The 19,441-nt window shown below is 55.7% G+C and carries 16 protein-coding genes; 13 read left to right on the top strand and 3 right to left on the bottom strand.

Annotation, left to right across the window (positions count from 1 at the left end; genetic code table 11):
• Window positions 1-22 precede the first annotated feature (22 nt).
• Together JQC75_RS08290 and JQC75_RS08285 are read left to right on the top strand one after the other, a co-directional pair.
• The gene (locus JQC75_RS08290; RefSeq protein WP_203326920.1) at window positions 23-2,071 is read left to right on the top strand and encodes a glycoside hydrolase family 13 protein; all 2,049 of its coding nucleotides are present in this window, start codon (window positions 23-25) and stop codon (window positions 2,069-2,071) included.
• 5 nt (window positions 2,072-2,076) lie between these two features.
• On the top strand, window positions 2,077-3,975 hold the full coding sequence (locus JQC75_RS08285; RefSeq protein WP_203326919.1) for an alpha-amylase family protein: 1,899 nt from the start codon (window positions 2,077-2,079) through the stop codon (window positions 3,973-3,975).
• 137 nt (window positions 3,976-4,112) lie between these two features.
• Here the strand turns inward: JQC75_RS08285 and JQC75_RS08280 are convergent, their stop codons facing one another.
• On the bottom strand, window positions 4,113-4,757 hold the full coding sequence (locus tag JQC75_RS08280) for an FMN-binding negative transcriptional regulator (protein WP_239002113.1): 645 nt from the start codon (window positions 4,755-4,757) through the stop codon (window positions 4,113-4,115).
• 411 nt (window positions 4,758-5,168) lie between these two features.
• Between JQC75_RS08280 and JQC75_RS08275 the strand changes: the two genes are divergently transcribed.
• Window positions 5,169-6,725 carry an MFS transporter gene (locus JQC75_RS08275; protein WP_203326918.1) on the top strand — a complete coding sequence of 519 codons (1,557 nt, stop codon included), beginning with the start codon at window positions 5,169-5,171 and terminating at the stop codon, window positions 6,723-6,725.
• A complete protein-coding gene (locus JQC75_RS08270) occupies window positions 6,706-9,198 on the top strand; it encodes a glycoside hydrolase family 15 protein (protein WP_420832827.1) in 2,493 nt (830 codons plus the stop codon). The genes JQC75_RS08275 and JQC75_RS08270 overlap by 20 nt, the downstream gene beginning before the upstream one ends.
• Window positions 9,199-9,338: 140 nt before the next feature.
• Here the strand turns inward: JQC75_RS08270 and JQC75_RS08265 are convergent, their stop codons facing one another.
• Both JQC75_RS08265 and JQC75_RS08260 read right to left on the bottom strand, forming a co-directional pair.
• Window positions 9,339-10,367 (bottom strand): LacI family DNA-binding transcriptional regulator, encoded by a 1,029-nt coding sequence (locus JQC75_RS08265; protein ID WP_203326916.1) that lies wholly within the window; start codon window positions 10,365-10,367, stop codon window positions 9,339-9,341.
• A gap of 103 nt (window positions 10,368-10,470) precedes the next feature.
• Window positions 10,471-11,157, bottom strand: coding sequence for a DUF3334 family protein (locus JQC75_RS08260; protein ID WP_203326915.1), 687 nt, complete (start codon window positions 11,155-11,157; stop codon window positions 10,471-10,473).
• Window positions 11,158-11,458: 301 nt separating this feature from the next.
• On the opposite strand from JQC75_RS08260, the gene JQC75_RS08255 reads away from it, so the two are divergent.
• The 9 genes from JQC75_RS08255 (at window position 11,459) to JQC75_RS08215 (ending at window position 19,321) form a co-directional block, all read left to right on the top strand.
• Window positions 11,459-13,075, top strand: a complete 1,617-nt coding sequence (locus tag JQC75_RS08255) for a methyl-accepting chemotaxis protein (protein ID WP_203326914.1) — start codon at window positions 11,459-11,461, stop codon at window positions 13,073-13,075.
• A 135-nt stretch (window positions 13,076-13,210) separates the two neighbouring features.
• Complete coding sequence (locus JQC75_RS08250) at window positions 13,211-13,609, top strand: ACT domain-containing protein (RefSeq protein WP_203326913.1); 399 nt, start codon at window positions 13,211-13,213, stop codon at window positions 13,607-13,609.
• Between the two features lie 64 nt (window positions 13,610-13,673).
• Window positions 13,674-13,931: an HPr family phosphocarrier protein gene (locus JQC75_RS08245; RefSeq protein ID WP_011759765.1), complete on the top strand. Its 258-nt coding sequence runs from the start codon at window positions 13,674-13,676 to the stop codon at window positions 13,929-13,931.
• A 14-nt stretch (window positions 13,932-13,945) separates the two neighbouring features.
• Window positions 13,946-15,649: a phosphoenolpyruvate--protein phosphotransferase gene (gene ptsP, locus JQC75_RS08240; RefSeq protein ID WP_203326912.1), complete on the top strand. Its 1,704-nt coding sequence runs from the start codon at window positions 13,946-13,948 to the stop codon at window positions 15,647-15,649.
• A 71-nt stretch (window positions 15,650-15,720) separates the two neighbouring features.
• Window positions 15,721-16,230: a PTS glucose transporter subunit IIA gene (gene crr, locus JQC75_RS08235; RefSeq protein ID WP_203326911.1), complete on the top strand. Its 510-nt coding sequence runs from the start codon at window positions 15,721-15,723 to the stop codon at window positions 16,228-16,230.
• 89 nt (window positions 16,231-16,319) lie between these two features.
• Window positions 16,320-16,664, top strand: coding sequence for an ArsC family reductase (locus tag JQC75_RS08230; protein WP_203326910.1), 345 nt, complete (start codon window positions 16,320-16,322; stop codon window positions 16,662-16,664).
• The gene (dapE, locus tag JQC75_RS08225; RefSeq protein WP_203326909.1) at window positions 16,661-17,809 is read left to right on the top strand and encodes a succinyl-diaminopimelate desuccinylase; all 1,149 of its coding nucleotides are present in this window, start codon (window positions 16,661-16,663) and stop codon (window positions 17,807-17,809) included. The genes JQC75_RS08230 and dapE overlap by 4 nt, the downstream gene beginning before the upstream one ends.
• A complete protein-coding gene (locus JQC75_RS08220) occupies window positions 17,800-18,501 on the top strand; it encodes a M15 family metallopeptidase (RefSeq protein ID WP_338055128.1) in 702 nt (233 codons plus the stop codon). Before dapE ends, JQC75_RS08220 begins: the two co-directional genes overlap by 10 nt.
• The gene (locus tag JQC75_RS08215) at window positions 18,494-19,321 is read left to right on the top strand and encodes an alpha/beta fold hydrolase (RefSeq protein ID WP_203326908.1); all 828 of its coding nucleotides are present in this window, start codon (window positions 18,494-18,496) and stop codon (window positions 19,319-19,321) included. The genes JQC75_RS08220 and JQC75_RS08215 overlap by 8 nt, the downstream gene beginning before the upstream one ends.
• Window positions 19,322-19,441 lie beyond the last annotated feature (120 nt).

The following is a 19,441-nucleotide window of genomic DNA, read 5'->3' as shown; positions in this document are numbered from 1 at the left end:
TTCCAGTCAACAGGAGGTTGCAATGGGGCAACTCACATTAAGCGCGCAGTGCGCTGCCATACACACGAGCGTCCGCCGGCGCCTGTGCCTGACGGTGTTTTTCGGCTTAAGTGCGGCCACATCCTTTGCCGCCCTCTCGGTGCCCATGCAGGGGCACGAAAACGCATTAAACAGCAATACACTCAATCCCATCAGCCTCAGTCAGGTGCAACAGTCCCGCCATTCGGTAACACCGAACTCTGTGAAAATAGAGCCCCTGAACTGGTGGATTGGGATGCAGAATCCGCATCTTGAATTGATGCTCACCGGCAAGGACATAGCCCGCGGCAGCCTGCGCCTGGAAAATGACCTTGGCGCAAAACTAATTGAAACCATCCCCGGAGACAGCCCCAATTACCTGTTCGTGAGGCTCGACCTCTCTACCGCCAGTGCCGGCACCCTCACCCTGGTGCTCAGCCTCCCCAAAAGCGCCCTCAATCCGGCAACGGAGCTGAGAATCCCTTACGAGCTTAGAGAAAGGCAACCCGGCAGCAGCGAGCGTCAGGGTTACAGCAACAGGGACGTGATGTACCTCATCACCCCCGACCGCTTTGCCAATGGCGATACGGCAAACGATGACCTGCCCGGTTTTGACGACAAGCCCAATAACCCGGTCTACAGCGAGCCTGGCAACAGCCGTGACAACGCCCGCCACGGGGGCGATCTGGCGGGCATAGAGCGCAGGCTCGACTATCTTAACGACCTTGGCATCACCCAGCTTTGGATAAACCCGCTGCTGGAAAATCGCCAGCCGGCTTATTCCTATCATGGCTATGCCATTACCGATTTCTATCAAATCGATGCCCGCTTCGGCAGCAACAGCCAATATCAGGCGCTGGTGAGCAATGCCGGTGATAAAGGCCTTGGGGTCATCATGGACGTGGTACTCAACCATATGGGGTCCGGGCACCCCTGGATGCAGGATTTACCCTTTAACGACTGGGTCAATCCCAAGTCACAGCACACCAGCCACAGGCGCACGGCGGTTCAGGACCCTTATGCCGCGCCCAAAGATGCCGCGGCCTTTACCGACGGCTGGTTTGTGGACAGCATGCCAGACCTCAATCAACGTAATCCCCACCTCGCCACTTACCTGATTCAAAATAACCTCTGGTGGATTGAATACGCCGGGCTGTCGGGCCTGAGAATCGACACCTGGTCTTACTCGGATAAGGATTTTCTCAAGGCATTTTCCGCCGCCATCATGACGGAATACCCCCATTTCAACATGGTGGGGGAAGAATGGAGCGGCAATCCTGCGGTAGTGTCTTACTGGCAAAGCGGTAAACAAAACCCCGATGGCTATCAAACCTCTCTGCCGGGACTTATGGACTTTCCCCTCTATGACGTACTGCTGCAGACCGTGAATGAAGAAGAGAGCTGGGGCACAGGCTTTATCCGTCTATACGAGGCCCTTGCCAACGACCTGCTGTATCCCAATGCCCAAAATCTGGTGCTGTTTGAAGGCAACCACGATACCAATCGCCTCTACAGCCTGCTTGGGCGCGATATGCACAAGTTCAAGCTGGCGCTTGCCTATGTGATCTTGTCAAACCGGGTGCCCCAGCTGTTTTACGGCACAGAGTTTGCCATGCAAAGCCCTGTTGAGGGTCGCAACGACGGCGCCGTGCGGGCGGACATGCCGGGCTTTGGCAAGGCCGCATTCGGTAAATCCGACATAGATGCCATGGCGGGCGAATCAAAAGCGGCCTTTGAATTTATCCGTGCCCTGCTGCATTTCCGGAAAACCAGTGATGCGGTGCACCGGGGTAAACTGGTCCACTTTGTGCCGCAATTCGAACAACAACCGGGCCTTTACGTGCAGCTGCGCCTGGCGCCTGATGATGTGCCGGGGGCCAAAAGCCTGCTGATTATTTACAATAAAAACAAAGAGCCTGTGAGCCTGGAGATGGGGCGTTTTACCGATTACCTTCCCCTGAACACGGACGTAAAGAGTGTGCTTGATAACCGGCGTTTTTCATTACCTGCCACACTCAATCTGTCTTCCCCCGTTACCCTGCTGGAGTTTTAATCCCCATGGCATTTATGTCTTTTAGCCGTTTTCCCCTGCTGGCAGTCGCCAGCCTTTCCATCCCGCTGGGCTTTGGCAGTGCGTATGCCGGCTCAAATGAGTCAGCAGCCCTTGTTGCGTCAGCGAAAGCGCCTCTGCTGAGTACACAAGGTAATCAGGCTGCTGAGGCGTCGCCATCTGCGCTGGTGTATCAGCTCTTGCCCCGGGTCTTTGGCAATCAAAACCTCACCAACACCCCCTGGGGCAGCATTGAAGAAAATGGCAGCGGTAAATTTGCCGATATCGATGAGGTGGTACTGGCCGACCTTCAAAACATGGGCGTAACCCATGTGTGGTACACGGGCGTCTTGCATCATGCCTCTGTCACCGACTACAGCGCCTACGGCATAAGCCGTGATGACGCCGATGTGGTCAAGGGGCTTGCGGGCTCCCCCTACGCCATCCGCGATTATTACAATGTGAATCCCGACTTGGCACTCGCCCCCGAAAACCGCCTGGAAGAGTTCAAAGACTTAATCACGCGCACCCACAAGGCCGGGCTTAAGGTCATTATCGACATAGTGCCCAACCATGTGGCACGTCATTACCAATCCATATCTGCACCGGAGGGCGTACAGAGCCTGGGCGCCGGCGACGACACCCGCCTGGCCTACGCCAGAAACAACAATTTTTATTATGTACCCGGCGCCGACTTTGAGGTCCCCGACGAGACAAACCGCCCCCCCGCCGCGAGCCTCAATCAGGTAAAGGCGCTACAGGATGGGCACTTTCACGAATCCCCGGCTAAATGGACCGGCAATGGTGCCACCAGCCCCAAACCCGATGCCTCTGACTGGTATGAAACCGTGAAGCTCAACTACGGGGTCACACCCGATGGCAAACATGATTTCCCCGAGGTACCTGCAACGCTTGCCTTTGCTCCTATCGAGCAGCATCAGTCCTTTTGGGCCACGCAGAAAAACCTGCCCGATACCTGGTACAAACTGCGGGACATCAGTCGTTTTTGGTTAAGTCTGGGCGTTGATGGCTTTCGTTTTGATATGGCCGAGATGGTGCCCGTCGCCTTTTGGAGCTTTCTGGCCAGCGACATCAAGGCCATCAATCCTGAAGCCCTGCTGATTGCCGAGGTTTACGAGCCTGGCCGCTATCGTGATTTTATCGGTCTTGGCAAACTGGATTTGCTGTACGACAAGGTCGGGCTCTACGACAGTCTCAAGGCCGTCAGCCAGCACGGCATAGCCAATCCAGATACAGTGGATGTCGCCCAACTGGGAAAACGTTTAACCGAAATCCGCGACATCGCCCCCCATATGCTGCATTTTTTGGAAAACCACGACGAACAGCGTATCGCCAGCCCCGAGTTTTTGGGTAGTGCCGAGCGCGCCTTGCCATCACTGGCGGTATCCCTCTATGCCACCGAAGGGCCATTCCTGCTGTATTTCGGCCAGAGTCTCGGTGAAGATGGCAGCGAAACCGGCGGTTTTGGTAAACCCAGCCGCACCAGCATATTCGACTATGTAGCCGCCCCGGCCATGGCCCGTTACCTGAAGCGGCCAAGCAATGAAGAAAAGCGTTCGGCTGCCAAGAAAGGACAACACCCGAGACCGGATGTCACATTGGGCTCAGCCAGTTTGCCCAGTGAACTCGAACTCAGACGAGCCTACAGCGCAATGTTGAAGCTTGCAGGCACCATCAAGTCCGCTGGAACGCTTGAGATACTGCCATCCAGTGGCCCCGTGTTCGCTTTTCGTCGGGGCCAATATCTCATCAGCGCAAACTTTTCCGACAAAGCCGCTGCCGATGTTGCGCTCAACGGGAAAACCCTTAAGCCGGTACTCAGTATTCCAGCAGATCAGAATAAGCAACTTGCCCCCTGGGGCGTGCGAGTCAGTCTTGTCCAATAACGGGGCAATCTGATGCCGCTGAGGCGATGATGCCTCACAAACATTCGGGCCCGGGAACTGACAGCTCCCGGGCCCGGACTTAATCAAATTTGGCCAGCCATCCAAGGTTTAGTTGATATGAATGCTGAGCTCTGAGTTTACTGGTCAGGAGCTGCGTCAGACTCGATACCAAGCCCCAGTCCCATCCGCTGCATTTCACGGTACAAGGCCTTGTCATCGAGCCGTCCGGAGGCCTTGAGCGCCGCCGATACCCCCTGTTGATCGCCAATCTTTCGCTGCTGACCCAGTTTGGCCTTGGCCTCGATACGTTCTACCACTATCTCGAAGGCGACGATGGCCTGACTCAGTTTGCCGACATAGTCTGTGGGCATCACAGCCTCATCCTGCCACAGATCGGATTCAAATCTGGCGATGGTTTGTTTAAGCACGGCTTCAACACTCAAACCATCCTCTGTGGGGTTAAGCAACTTAAAGGTGCCATACACATGGGCTGCGGTGTAGTTCCAGGTAGGCACATTGGGTGAGCCCTCATACCAGCGGGGGCTGATATAGGCATGAGGACCGGAAAACACCACCAACACAGATTGGCCATCCAGGGCACGCCATTGACCGTTGGCCTTGGCCATATGCCCAATGAGCCGTCGCCTGTCACTGTCAAACAGCAGTGGCAAATGACTTGCCACCAGGCCTTGCTGGTTGGAAATAAGTAAGGCAAACGGATAGTTATCAATCAAACTGACGGCCTCGGCATCGTTGAGGCTCATCGCGGCGGGAATGTACAATTCAGGCTCCTCCAGTCAAAGCTAACAGCAGCTTAACACCCAAAGATTACAGCACAAGCGGGAAAACAGAAATTGTAACAATTTCAGCCATTAACAATTACTTACAGTCGTAAGGGCATGTTGCACGCAGGTTATTCCATGGGGATGAATACGTATGTAAGTAGTTGTCACTTATCCTGTACGCCGTTTAGGATGAATGCGCTGATTATGAGCCCCTTCGGGGGCTGGGTCGTTACGGAAGAATGGACCTTCCGGCTTTGGAGTACCTCGCCCGGCTTCGCTTCCACGAAGTGGGAACAGGTCTTGGGCGGCGAGCGTCTGAGGGAGGCTCTCGCCGCTGATTTTTTGTATCCGATAATAAAAGGGCTGCCGTGAGTTCACTCCGGTAAAAGCACCCACAACAGGACACCTATGACTTCCCACACATCCCCGCTCAGAGACAAACCGCCACTGTCATTCTGGCAAATTTTCAACATGTGTTTCGGCTTCCTCGGGATCCAGTTTGGCTTTGCACTGCAAAACGCCAACGTCAGCCGTATTTTCCAGACACTGGGTGCCAGCATCGATGATATCCCCATCCTGTGGATAGCTGGCCCCCTCACCGGCCTCTTGGTGCAGCCCATCGTGGGTTATCTGTCCGACAACACCTGGAACCGCTTTGGCCGTCGTCGCCCGTATTTTCTCATCGGTGCAGTGCTCACCACGCTTGCGCTGTTTATCATGCCCCACTCGCCCTATCTGTGGGTGGCTGCCGGCATGCTGTGGATAATGGATGCCTCAATCAACATCGCCATGGAACCATTTCGCGCCTTCGTGGGCGATAAGTTGCCTGAGTCGCAGCGGGCAAAGGGCTTTGCCATGCAGAGCTTCTTTATCGGTATAGGCGCCGTGGTGGCCTCTGCGCTTCCTTATCTGCTGTCAAACTTTGCCGGTGTGTCGAATATCGCGCCGGAAGGTGAGATTGCCGACACTGTGCGTTACTCCTTTTATCTTGGCGGCGTTGTACTGCTCGCCGCCGTCGGCTGGACCGTTATCAGCAGCCGCGAATACAGCCCGGAAGAACTCAGCCGTTTTAAAGGACACGAGCAGACCGGTTTTGAGCGCCAACATGGTCGTACTCCCGAGGCTTACCGCAAGGGTGCCCTCCTGTGGAGCACTCTGGGCCTTGTCATCACAGCCGCCACCTTTATGGCTAACCTCGATAAACAGCTGTACCTGCTTGGGCTTGGCGTGTTCGCCTTTGGCCCACTGCAATGGTACTGCGCCGAGCGCTTGAACACGGCGGGCAAGCGCAGCGGGAAGCTTGGGATGGTATTTGAAGTGGTGGATGACCTCTTCCACATGCCCCACGCAATGAAACGTCTGGCACTGGTACAATTCTTCTCCTGGTTCGCCCTGTTTGCCATGTGGATCTACACCACGGCAGCAGTCACCTCATTTCACTATCACAGCAGCGATGTGCTCTCAAAGGCTTATAACGACGGCGCCGACTGGGTAGGTGTGCTCTTTGCCTCTTACAACGGCTTCGCGGCCCTCGCAGCCATGGTGATCCCCCTTCAGTGTATGCTGCTGGGCCTTAAGGGCGCTCACATGATGAACCTGTGTCTTGGCGGCCTTGGGCTGATGAGCTTTTACCTGATTGCCGATCCTGCCCTTTTATGGCTGCCCATGATAGGTGTCGGCTTTGCCTGGGCCTCAATCCTGTCTGTGCCCTATGCCATGCTCTCCACCAGCCTGCCGGGGCACAAGCTCGGCGTATACATGGGCATCTTTAACTTTTTCATTGTGATCCCCCAGCTGGTGGCCGCCACAGTGCTCGGTTTTATCCTCAAGAGCCTGTTTGGCAATGAACCCATTTATGCACTGATCCTCGGTGGCAGCGCCATGGTGCTGGCTGCCGTATTTGTGCTTTTTGTCCCTGCCAGAGAGCAGGAACCCGGGCGCAGCAATGCAGCCGACCAGGTCTAAATTTCAGGGAGACGTTTTCGTGCCAGTGACCAATTCTTCTTCGCTTCGTGCCCTGAGCCTTGCCATTGCGGCAGCGCTCGGTGTTTCAGCCTGTGAAAAGGCGCCCGCCCCCCAGGAACCCATAGATGCCAAGGCAGCCGTGAAGGTTGCACCGGGCGCCCCCGGCAATACCCCACTATGGGCATTTGCGGGCAAGACCGGTATTGGGACCAGTTATGAGCCCTATGTGGACGGTGCCTACGCGGGCACGGCACAAAATCCGGTAAGCCGGGTGTGGTATTCGGTCGCCAACGGGGTGCTGACCGAAACCATGTATGGTCTTATCCACAACGCCCAGCTGCGTGAGCTGTCCTTTATCATCAAGGGCAAGGATTTTGTCGATTTCGAAGCAAAAGATGCCAACCACCGGCAGGACTATTTGCACACCGACGATAAAGGACGTCCTGAGTCGCTCGCGCTCCAGCTCACCAGTACCGATAAAGAGCAAAAATACCGAATCGAGAAAAAGATAGTCACAGATCCCCATCGGGATTCTCTTATCATGCGGGTCACCATTGAGGCCCTTGAAGATGGCATTACCCCCTTCCTGTATGCCGATCCGCACATCGACAATGGCGGCGCAGATGATCTGGCAAATCTGTCTGACAAAGGTTTTGTGATCACCGACAAGGCACAGGACTCCAGCGCCTTAAGCCTGGAAATCAGCACGGATTTCGTGCGCCGACAAGTGGGTTTTGAAGGGGTATCCAGTGGCGTTGAGGCCATCATGGCGGGCGCTCCCCTGCCCGGCTACAGCCAGACCTTTAGCGATGCTGCGGCCCCTCAAGTGGGTAACGTGGCCCTCACCGGGGAGCTGAAAACACTCGCCAGGGGCGAAACCCTCACCTTTGATATGGTGCTGGGATTTGGCCAGGGTGCTGATGCCGCGACAGCCAACGCCCGGGCGTCCCTGACTGCAGGCTTTGATAAGCTGGCAGAGGATTTCAGGGGTAACGACAGCACGCCCGGTTGGCGCCAATATCTGGCGTCATTGCCGGCACTGAATACCATGGGAGATGCCACGGCTGATAAGGGCCGACTCCTTAACGTAAGTGCCATGGTGCTCAAGGCGCAGGAAGACAAAACCCATGCAGGCGCGCTCATTGCGTCCCTGTCCAATCCCTGGGGCGATACCATCCCTGCCGTTACCCCGAGCACAGGCTACAAGGCCGTGTGGCCAAGGGATTTCTACCAGTGCGCCATGGCATTTTTGGCGCTGGGCGATACCCAAACCCCCAAGGTCGCTTTTGAATACCTCAAACAAATTCAGGCAGGCCCGGCACTCAAAGGCTACGAAGGTGCCCCCGGTTGGTTCCTGCAAAAGACCCATGTGGATGGGCAAATCGAATGGGTAGCTGTGCAGCTGGACCAAACCGCCATGCCCATCATGCTCGGCTGGAAGCTGTGGCAAGCCGGTGAGCTTAGCGATGATGAGGCGCGCCTGTGGTATCAGGATATGCTCAAAAGCGCGGCCGATTTTCTGGTCAGCGGCGGTGATATCAAACTCGACTGGAATCAGCGCACCATCACTCCCCCAAGTACCCAACAGGAACGCTGGGAGGAACAGGCCGGATTTTCACCGTCCACCATGGCGGCGGTGATCACAGGCTTGCAGGCCGCCGCAGCCCTTGCCGAGCATGCCGGCGACAGCGAAGGGGCGCAGAAATACCTCGCAGCAGCAACAAACTACAGCGAGCAGCTTGAAGCTCGTACGGTAACAAACAAAGGGTTACTGTCGGATAAACCCTATATTCTGCGTATTTCCCCTGAGGGCACGCCGGATACCGACGCAAAACTCGCCGACAACAATGGTCGTCCCGGGCTGGATCAGCGTCAGATCCTCGATGGTGGCTTCCTTGAGCTGGTGCGTTATGGCGTGCGCGGCGCTGACAACCCGCTCATTCTCAATACCCTGGCCCTGGTGGATGACAAGACCCTTGAGGACAATCTGCGCATCCGCTATGACTTCACCACGGCGCAGGGACAGGCATTCCCGGGCTTCAGGCGTTACGGTAACGATGGCTACGGCGAAGATACGGTCACTGGCGCCAACTATGCCGAGAATGGCAGCAACAGTGCCAATCAGCGTGGTCGTGTTTGGCCCTTCTTTACCGGTGAACGGGGCCATTATGAGCTCGCCAAAGCCACGTTGGGAGGCAAGCCGCTCAGTGATGCCGATAAACGCCGCCTGATTGATACCTACGTGGCCGGCATGGAGAGTCTTGCCAACGGCGGCGGCATGCTGCCTGAGCAGGTATGGGACGGCGTGGGCGATGACACGCGCTTTGGCTATCGCCCCGGTGATGGCACCAATTCGGCAACGCCCCTTGCCTGGACCCACGCCGAATACGTGAAACTGGTGCGTTCTGTCCATGATGCCAAGGTGTGGGATCACTACCCCTTCGCTACACAAACTGAGGACGACGCCAAGTAAAGCTGGCTGTTGTATAAAAAAGGAGCCGTGCGGCTCCTTTTTTATGGGTGGAAATAGCGTTTATCGAACGCCGGTTTTGCATCCATGACTGGGTGGATACCCACTGGCGCCTTTTTGGTTGCGACTATCGCTCTGTTCGTTCACAGGTCGATGCCGCAGGATTTCCTCACCACCAGACTGGTTGGGATTAACCTTGGGGGCACGGCCTCACCGTGAATCAGCTTAAGCAAACTTTCCACCAGCATCTCGCCGGCAAGCTGGGTGTTTTGTTTTATGGTGGTCAGCGGCGGATTGGCAAAGCTGGCCACCGGAATATCATCGTAACCCACCACAGCCACATCTTCGGGCACCCGAAGTCCGGCTTCTTTCAGCGCCCTGATGGCACCGATGGCAATCAAATCACTGGCGGCAAAGATGGCATCAAAGTGAGCCCCTTTTCGAATAAGCTTGTTGGCGGCATCGAAGCCTGCACTTTCGGTGCTGATGGCATCCACCTGGCAGCGTTTATCTGCCGCAAGACCGGCATCTTTCAGTGCCCGGACATGGCCAAGGTAGCGGTCACGAAATTCAGGGCTGTGGCTTGAGGCATCCCCCAAAAATGCCACCGACTTGCGACCAAGGGACAACAAGTGTTCGGTCGCTATCAAACCGCCCTGCTGATTGTCGCAGCCCACGGAAGCTACCGTCGACTTGTTGTGCTCCGCCCCCCAAATCACAAAGTGGGTGTTTTGTGCCAGCAAGCGCTCCAGCTTGTGCTCGTAGTCAACAAAGTCGCCGTAGCCCAGCAGAATAATGCCGTCTGCTTTGTTGCTGTCTTCGTAGTCGGCGTGCCAGTCGCTGGAAAGTTGCTGAAAAGACACCAACAAATCATAGCCCTGCTTGGCTGTTGCCCGGGTAATGGAGCCCAGCATCGACAAAAAGAACGGATTAATCAGGGAATCGTCGTTGGTGGGGTCTTCGCAAAGCAGCAGCGCCAGAGTATGGCTGTTCTGGGTACGCAGATTGCTGGCGTTTTTGTCTACCTTGTAGTTAAGCTCGCGGGCGATGGCCCGGATTTTTTCTTTGGTTTCCGGACTCACCAAGGGGCTGTCCCTCAGGGCTCGGGACACCGTGGACTGGGACACACCCGCCCGATAGGCAATATCGATAGAGGTCGCTTTACTCGCCATAACAGGACTCTTGTTATTTTTGCTCGGGCCACAGGCCACCGCCCCGACACAGGACGGCAAGCCCATGGTAGATCAAGTGCAATTCCTTGTATAGCAAGCGACTTTAGATCCCAAGCTCATCGAGCAAATCATCAGCATCATCGGCCACTATGCCCTTACCTGCCATCTGTGACCAGGGAGACTTGGGGTTGCCGTGCTGCTCAATCAGAAAATCCGGATCGAATTCTTCATCCAGCTCAAACTCACGGGTTTTGGCAAACTCTGTCCTGTCCATGGCAAATTCAAGATAGAAGATGTGATTGCTTTCGGTCATAAAAGACACACGGCGGACCACAGGTTCATCCAGATTGGCGTCGATGGAGATGGTGATTTCTTTGTTGATGGTCAGCATTTTGGGCTGGCTCTGACTGATGGAGGTTTGCAGTTCCTTGGATACCTTACCGATAAAGTCCCCCAGGATCTGGTTCATCAGCTCACCCATGACGTTACCCACCTCATCTGAGGTGTGGGAAAAGGCCAACTCTCCTTCTGGCATGCCCATGTTGAGCATATAACGGCGATAAATTTCCACGGCGGCTGCGGCCGAGAAGTTAATCACCACCAAACCCGAAAATCCGCCATCAAAGATGGAGAAACAGCCCAGATCCGGCTTTAAACGGGTGCGGGAGATATTTTGCACCATGGCCGCGTGGGTAACTCTGCTGCCACTGGTGTGGGACAGCACATGGGACACTGAATGACAGAGTTTCAGCAATATGTCTTCTGAGGTAACTATCTGAGTAACGCTCATCTTTATCCGCCTTTTGATTGAATTAGTTAATCTTGCGCATAAATTCACTTGAAATCAAAGTCAAAACAAACGATTAACCTGATAAGCGACTGTTTTGTCAACAACTGGTGCCTGCGCTGTTTATTCCCACTATACACCCTGATTCTGCGTTGATACCCATATCTCTGGTGCCTTTGCAGCGACGGAGTTGGGCAAGGATCACGGATTTACACTTTTGCCCGGGGATTCACACCAAGGTCGCACAGTTTGACCAACGCTATCTGATAAACTCTCGCCTGCCCTGAAGCTTACGGAGACGGCCATGATTGCCTTCCTCAGAAAATTAACTATTTTACAGCGCCTAATCATGATGTTGGCTTTGGCAGCCATAGGTACCTTTTGCTTTGCTGCCTTCAATATCCAGGAACAATACAATAACCTTGAACAGCAGAAGTGGCTGCAAAATGACGGTCAGCTGGACACAGTGCTGTCGCTGGTTGAAGTACACAGGCAACAGGCCCAGCAAGGCCGCCTCAGTGAGGCCGATGCCAAGACGGAAGTTGCAGCCCTTATCAACGCTGCCCACTATGGCAATGGCGGCTACTTCATGGTGGTGGACGCTGAGGGGCAAATTCTTGCTGCAGGTGGGCAGTCTCAAAAAATTGGCAGCCGGGTAAGCGACAGGTCCATCCAAAGCCTGGTTACAGGTGCCCGCAGCAAGGGCAAGGCAAGCGCTACGATAGAAGCCCTGAACCCGGATACCAACAAAACAGGTACGCAGCTCGCCGAAGCCCGTCAATTTACCCCCTGGCAGTGGACGGTTATCACAGGCGCCTTTGTGGCCGATGTCAATGACGCCATGGAAACCGCCATCTGGAACACACTCATCATTATGATGCTGATTTCCACCCCGCTGTTTGCCCTCTTTATGGCGCTGAACCATTCCATCACCTCGCCATTGAGCCACGCCATTAATGCGCTGGAAGACATCGCCGACGGTGAAGGCGATCTGGGCGCCAGACTGAATACCGAGGGCAAGGATGAGGTGGCCCACCTCGCCAAGGCCTTTAATCGCTTCGCCGAAAAAATCGGTAAGTTGATTAAAGACATCAAACCCATGGGCGATGAACTGACGGAAGATGCCCAGGCCCTCAGCCAGGCGGTGGAAACAGCCAATCGCAGCAGCGAACAAATCCATCGGGAAACCGAGAGCGTGGCGGCGGCGATTCATCAGATGCTTGCCACCAGTCAGGAAATGGCCCATAACACCCAGCAGGCCGCCGACTCTGCAGCCAAGGTAAAAGGTCAGGCGCAGGAAAGCCAATCGCTGATGAGCAGCACCCTGAAGCAGACTGAGTCACTGGTGGATAAGCTTAAAGCCTCCGAGCTGACCACGGCGCGCCTTGGCGCAGCTTCAGGCCAGATTGGCAGCATTCTCGATGTTATTCGCGCCATCGCCGAGCAAACCAACCTGCTGGCGCTCAATGCCGCGATTGAGGCTGCCCGTGCCGGTGCCCATGGCCGTGGTTTTGCCGTGGTAGCCGATGAAGTGCGTGCGCTGGCCAACCGCACCCAGCAGTCCACCAACGAAATCCAAAAAATCATCAGCGAAATTCAAGCCGGCATTGGCGATGTCACAGCATCCAACAGTGCCAACCAGACGCTGTCAGAATCGCTGCAAGCCCAGGCGCGTCAGGCAGGTGCTTCCATGGATGCGATTTTATCTTTGGTGGCCCAGATAAACGACATCAATACCCAGCTCGCCAGTGCCACCGAAGAGCAATCGCTGGTCACTGAGGAAATCAATCGCAATATCAGCAATATTTCCGTACAGATGCAGCTGGCAGTGGACTCCAACGAAGGCAATCGCCACGCCGCAGGATCCCTGCAATCCATCAGCCGGGCACTGGCCAAGGCCCTCGGGCATTTCAAGGTGTAATGTCTGCCTACCCCAATACTTAACGCCAACAGAGGGACCACAAGGTCCCTCTTTTTATGGGGCAGAATTGTGCTAGGCTAGGCGTTAATCTCTGCTTAAATTCTGCGGTTTCAGGCTCCTTCAGGAGGACCATTCGTGCGTTTAACCCTTGCCCTGCATGCCAGACTCTACAGCATCCACAGTTTCAGCCCGGATACTCAGGTGCCTGCCGATGTGTTCTTTCAGGAGATGTTTTTTATCGGCAAGACCCGGGAAGAGCTTTCTGTGGTGGTGCCTTCGGATCTGGAGCTTGACAGCCTGGAGGCAGAAACCAATTGGATTTGCCTTGAAGTACTGGGGCCGCTGGGGTTTTCCATGACAGGGATTTTATCGCGCATATCGGGTATTCTGGCCGAAAACCACATCAGCATTTTTGCGATTTCCACCTTTGATACCGATTATATTCTGGTTAAAAAGGAGAAACGGGAGCTGGCGGTCGCCGCACTGAAAAAAAACGGTTACCAGATCATTGACCATCCCCAAGCCGCCGACTGAGTGCCTTGCTCCTTGCGCCACCTTGTTGGACAATAGCGCCATTCTTTTTAAGACAACTGAAGCCATGTACGAAAAAACTGTCACCATCACCGCGCCCCATGGGATCCACACCCGCCCAGCCGCCCTCTTGGTCAAAGAGGCCAAGTCGTTTGAATGTGACGTGATAGTCGAATGCAATGGCAAACAAGCCAGCGCCAAGAGCCTGTTCAAGCTGCAAACCCTTGGCCTTTATCAGGGGGTTAATGTCCGGGTCTTTGCCCAGGGTCCCCAGGCCGAAGACGCCGTTGAAAGAGTCTCGGCGCTGCTGGTCACTTTAAGCTGATAGCCGGAGGCAAGATGCAGGTTAACGGAATAGCCATCAAACCCGGTGTCACCTTCGGTGAAGCCCTCCACTTCAATACCGGACACAAGCCGCTTGACTACCGCATCCTGCCCATCAAGCGTATTCCCCAGCAGCTGAGCCGCCTCGATGGTGGATTGGCAAGACTGAAGCAGCAGTTGACTGCCAGCCTGCAGGCGCTGGATAGCCACAGCGATGCCTATGCACTGGTGGAGGCTGACCTCCTGTATCTGGACGACCCGGACCTTCGCGCACACATCGCCGACACCATCACCCAACTGCAGTTTTCAGCCTGTGTGTCCATCGAACGCGTATTTGCCCACCAGGCCAGCGAACTGGAGGCCTTGGATGACCCTTACCTCGCCCAGCGGGCTGAGGATGTGCGAAGCCTTGGTAAACGGCTTATCCAGGCCGTATTCGGTCAGCCGGGGCAAGAGCCGGGTAAGCTTAAGGTGCCGACCATACTGCTGGCGGACGATATCAGCCCGGCCGAGTTTGCCGTACTGCCTTTGGACAACGTCGCCGGTATCGTACTCAAGTCTGGCGGCTTAACCAGCCACACCGCCATTTTGGCCCGGGCCGCAGGCATTCCGGCGCTGCTCAGCTGCCCCTACAGCGAGCTGGGGATAAACAACGGTGACCAGCTTGCCATCGACGGTGATGCCGGCGCCCTCTATCGCAACCCCGAGGGCGACACCCTCGAACTGCTGCGCCAGCATGAAGAATCTGCCCGAATCGCGCGGGAGCAGCTCGACCAGTATCGCGATAAACCCGCCATGACGCTGGATGGCCATGAAATAAGTCTGCTTGCCAACGTGGGCAACCTCAACGACGTGCTCAAGGTGTCTGGCCTTGGCGCCGACGGCATTGGGTTGCTTCGTACCGAATTTATGCTGATGCACTCAGCCACCCTCCCAGACGAGCGCGCCCAGTATCAGCTCTATTCTGATGCCATTCATGCCCTCGAAGGACGGGTACTGACCATACGTACCCTGGACATTGGCGCCGACAAAGAGTTGCCCTGCCTGTGTCAGGTCAAAGAAGAAAACCCTGCACTGGGCCTCAGGGGCATACGCTATACACTCGCTAATCCGCAACTCCTTAAAACCCAGTTAAGGGCGGTGCTCAGAGCCGCAAACCACGGCCATGTGCGCTTGATGTTCCCCATGGTTAATCAGGTGGAAGAGCTGGATGCCGTGCTGGCACTGCTCGAGACCTGTCGCCGTGAGCTGGACGATGAAGAAAAAGGCTTTGGCGATATAAGTCTTGGCATAGTGGTGGAAACGCCGGCGGCCGTACTCAACCTGCCCGCCATGTTACCCATGCTGGATTTTGTCAGCATTGGCACCAACGATCTCACCCAATACGCCATGGCGGCAGACAGGGGCAATCCCTGCCTTGCCAGGGATTATCCGGCGCTCTCACCTGCGGTGCTGCGGCTTATCAGCATGACGCTGCAAAGTGCCCGCAGTCAGGATGTGAAGGTGTCGCTGTGCGGTGAAATGGGCAGCGATCCACGCCTGGTGCCGCTGTTAATCGGGCTTGGTTTTGATGAGCTCAGCGTCAACGTGGGCGCCTTGCTCGAAGTGAAAGCGGCCATTTGTCGTCAGGAGTTCAGTCGCTGCACCCAGCTTGCCGGACGTGCCCTGATGGCCGACAGGTTATCTGAGCTTGACGACTGTATAAGTAGCTATAAATAAGCTAAATGTTTCAGTATGATGTCTTTTTCGCTGACACCAAGATCAGCCTATAAACCAAGGGGTAAGCATTCATGGGATTTTTCAGCCGAATTCGGCGACTGATTTCCGGGGCGCCAACCATTGAGGGTGGCATAGCCATACTCGCGCCGGTTTCCGGCGAGATTTATCCCATAGAGAAGGTGCCTGATGTGGTCTTTGCCGAAAAAATCGTTGGTGATGGCATAGCCATAGACCCCGAAGGCGACACCATCTACGCCCCCATTGACGGCACCATAGGCAAAATTTTCGAAACCAACCACGCCTTCAGTATCGAATCCCCACAGGGGCTGGAACTGTTTGTACACTTTGGTGTGGGCACGGTGGAACTCAGGGGTAACGGCTTTAAACGTCTCGCCGAAGAAGGCCAGCAAGTGAAGGCCGGGGATCCCATACTGGCGTTTGATCTGGAATACCTTCGCGAACACGCCGACAGCCTGCTTACCCCCGTGGTGCTGGCGAACATGGAAGACGTCAAGTACCTGGAAAAATCCCAGGGCCGGGTCGAAGCCGGCAAAGACGTGATATTTACCGTCGAAATCTGAAATTCATTCACAGGGGTCGCGAGGCACTTGAGGGGCGTAGTCCCCCATGCCACAATGCGGCCCTTTCCTTTTGCAGATGGAGCGCCCCCGTGACACTCTTTGGCATTAAAAATTGCGATACCGTGAAAAAGGCCCGCAAGTGGCTAGAAGCCAATGGCCATAACGTCCCTTTCCATGATTTTCGTGTCGATGGTCTGGCTGCCGGGCAGTTGAATGACTGGGTTGAGCGCATCGGATTTGAGCCGCTGCTCAATAAAAAATCCACCAGTTTTCGCGCGCTCACCGACGAACAAAAGCAAGACATAGACACCGCCAAGGCCATAGCGCTGATGCTGGAATACCCAACCCTGATTAAAAGGCCAGTACTGGTAAAAGGCGACGCCGTTTACACCGGCTTTAATGACAAGCTGTACAGCGAGGTATTTGGCCAATGAGCAGCCCAGACACCCACAGTGATGTGATTGAACTGACCCGCGAGCTCATTTCACGCCCGTCTGTCACCCCCCTCGATGAAGGCTGTCAGGACCTGATGGCCAGGCGCCTTGCCGCCATCGGCTTCACCATAGAGCCCATGGTATTTGAAGACACCACCAACCTTTGGGCCCGCCGTGGCACCGAGGGGCCGGTGTTCTGCTTTGCCGGTCATACCGATGTGGTGCCGGTGGGCGATCTGAATCGCTGGCACACGCCCCCATTCGATCCTGTGGTGATTGACGGTTATATCCACGGCCGGGGCGCCGCCGACATGAAGGGCTCACTCGCCGCCATGGTGGTGGCCGCCGAGCGATTTGTGGCCGAGCACCCGGATCATCAGGGCTCCATCGCCTTTCTTATCACCTCCGATGAAGAAGGCCCCTTTATCAACGGCACTGTGCGTGTGGTAGAAACCCTCGAAGCACGCAATGAGAAAATAACCTGGGCGCTGGTGGGCGAGCCTTCCAGCACACACTTGCTTGGGGATGTGGTGAAAAACGGCCGCAGGGGCAGCCTCACGGGCAACCTCACTGTCAAAGGGATCCAGGGCCATGTGGCCTACCCCCATTTGGCCGATAACCCCATCCACAAAGCGGCACCGGCACTGGCTGAGTTATCCCGTATCGAGTGGGATAAGGGCAATGAATTCTTCCCGCCCACCAGTTTTCAGATTGCCAACATCAACGGCGGCACAGGCGCATCCAATGTGATCCCGGGTGAGCTCAAGGTGATGTTCAACTTCCGTTACTCCACCGAAGTGACCGCCGAGACCCTGATTGCCCGCGTACTGGGTATTCTCGATGCCCATGGGCTCGATTACGACATCGACTGGGTGTTTAACGGCCTGCCCTTCCTCACCGGCGAAGGCCCTCTGCTGGATGCCACCCGGGAAGCGATTTTTGAGATAACAGGCACCCACACCGACCCGCAAACCACCGGCGGCACCTCCGATGGCCGTTTTATCGCGCCAACCGGAGCCCAGGTCATTGAACTTGGCCCGGTCAACGCCACCATTCACAAGGTGAACGAGTGCGTGAAGGCGAGCGACCTTGAGCTGCTCACTGGCTGCTACCAGCGCATTCTGGAAAAGCTGCTGTGCAACTGAGCTGGATTTACGGCGCCGCCGAGCCAAGACTCACCTGCCATGAGGGGGTGATGATGCACTCCGGTGCGGCAGAGGCCTTTGCCGCCATGCAGCAGCGAGCCGCCAAGGCAGGCATCCAACTTGCCGTGACCTCGGGTTATCGCAGCTTCGAGCGCCAACTGGCTATCTGGAATGCCAAGGCAAGGGGTAAGCGCCCCTTGCTGGATATCAATGGTCAGCCCATTGACGCAACCGGGCTGGATGCAGACACCCTGATTGACACCATCTTGATTTGGTCTGCACTGCCGGGCTGCTCACGCCACCACTGGGGCACAGATCTGGATGTGTTTGATGCCGCCCGGGTAGACAGGGATGCGCTCAAACTGGAGGCCTGGGAATATGCCGAAGGTGGCCCCTGCCACGCACTGGCAACCTGGCTTGGAGAACACTGTCATGAGTTTGGCTTTTTCCTGCCCTATCAGGCAGGCAAAAGTGGCGTCAGCCCCGAACCCTGGCACATCAGCTTCGCCCCGGTTGCCCAATGTGCCATCAATCAGTTTGATACCAATCTGCTTAGGTCGGTGATAGCCGCCAGTGACATGGCGCTCAAAGACGCAGTGCTGCTGCGACTGGACGCCCTGGTAGCGCGCTATGTAAAACACTTTGCCGCACCTTCTTTTCCCTTTGACGAGCTGGATTTACGTCATGAATGAATTTGAACAATATCGCAAAACCTTCACCCTGCCGGACACGGTCTTAAGTTATCTCGACATGGGCACAGGCCCCGTGCTGCTGCTCGGTCACAGCTACCTGTGGGACAGCATGATGTGGCAGGAGCAGCTGGCGCTGCTGGCCAAAGACTTCAGGGTTATTGCGGTAGACCTGCATGGCCACGGCCAATCGGGTCCTGTGCCATCAAGACTCAACAGCCTCACCGGGGTTGCCCAGGACATGCTGGCGCTGATGGACAATCTCAATATCGACACTTTCTCCATTGTCGGCCTCAGCGTAGGCGCCATGTGGGGCGCTGAATTGGTGCTCCTTGCCCCGGCGCGGGTTCAGACGTTTGTGATGATGGACAGCTTTATCGGCTTTGAACCCGAAATCACCCGTGCCAAGTATTTTGGCATGCTGGATGTCATCAAGGCGGCCGGCAGCGTTCCCGCGCCCATGATTGATGCCATAGTGCCGCTGTTTTTTTCAAACAATCCGGATGCGCGTCATACAGCCGCTTTTGCCGCGCACCTTGCAACACTCAAAGGCGAGCGTATCGCCGACATCGAACGTATGGGCCGCCTTGTGTTTGGTCGGCGCGATACCATGGATGACGTTGAACAGCTGACCCTGCCCGTACTGGTGATGGTGGGTGTGGAAGACAAGGCCCGCAGTGTGCTTGAAAGCTACCTGATGCACGAAGCCATTGATGGCAGCACCCTGGTGCATATTCCTGCTGCCGGGCACATTGCCTGCCTCGAAAATCCACAGTTTGTGAATGAAAAACTGCTGAGCTTTCTCAAAGCACAGCTCGGCTGAGTCTCACTCAGGATTGCTCTTCAGCAAACCTGCTGACAAATCAGGGCCTTCGCGGCCCTTTTTTGTTACAAAATCGTGAAGTTCCATACTTTTCTACTAGCTTTAATACTGTCTTTCCCT

The sequence above is a fragment of the Shewanella litorisediminis genome (assembly GCF_016834455.1).
Taxonomy (GTDB): Bacteria; Pseudomonadota; Gammaproteobacteria; order Enterobacterales; family Shewanellaceae; genus Shewanella; species Shewanella litorisediminis.
Note: the sequence above shows the minus strand (reverse complement) of the source record. Positions and strands in the feature narration are given on the sequence as shown.